Source organism: Mesorhizobium sp. M0698 (assembly GCF_040320455.1).
Classification (GTDB): Bacteria; Pseudomonadota; Alphaproteobacteria; order Rhizobiales; family Rhizobiaceae; genus Mesorhizobium.
On the sequence record NZ_JAMYPQ010000079.1, the window covers coordinates 1 to 785 of the forward strand.

At 58.1% G+C, this 785-nt stretch carries 1 protein-coding gene; it reads left to right on the forward strand.

What is annotated here, in order from left to right; translation table 11 throughout:
• Positions 1 to 27: 27 nt before the first annotated feature.
• Positions 28 to 785, forward strand: a 758-nt coding sequence (locus tag NKI16_RS33990) for an ATP-binding cassette domain-containing protein (RefSeq protein ID WP_352924822.1), incomplete at its 3' end; no start/stop codon positions are given.

A 785-nucleotide genomic window follows, 5' to 3' on the forward strand; every position in this document is an offset into this window, starting at 1 on the left:
CGTTGGCTTGAGGCCCTCGGCCTAGACATCGACCCAAGAACCCCGGTATCGCGCCTTAGCGTCGCCAAGATGCAGCTGGTCGAAATCGCCAAGGCCTTGTCTCTGCGCTCGCGAGTGCTTCTCCTGGATGAACCAACCGCATCACTTACCTCGAGTGAAACTGATCTATTATTCTCGTTTTTGCGAAAGCTGCGAGACCAAGGCGCCAGCCTGCTATTTGTCAGCCATAAGCTGGAAGAAGCGCAGGAGCTTTGCGACAGCGTCACAGTGCTGAGGGATGGGTCGAATGCCTGTGAAAGCCGGCCAATGGAGGGCCTGGGGCGGCAAGACATTGTCCGATTGATGATCGGCCGGGCCGAGGGTGAAGGCGGCTGGCGGGAGCGCAACTCGACTGGGGCTCCTCCGGCCATCGAGCTCAAGAACATTGAAACATCTTTAGGCCATTCGGACGTCAATCTGCATGTCCGACAAGGCGAGATTGTGGGCCTCTATGGCCTCGTGGGCGCCGGAAGGACCGAGCTTGCAAAATGCATCCTGGGTCAGTTTCCGCTGACGGCTGGTACCGTCGAGATCGACGGGAAGCCGGTTAAGATCAGGTCGGTCGGCGAAGCCATCCACACGCATCGTGTGGGATACGTCAGCGAAGATCGAAAGGGCGAAGGTCTGGTCTTGATGCATTCGGTGCTGTCAAATGCTGGAATTGCAGTGTGGCGCCCCCTTTCGGCACTTCTCGGATTCCTCACCGACCGCCTCGTGCGACACAAGGTAACGCCATACATCGAGAA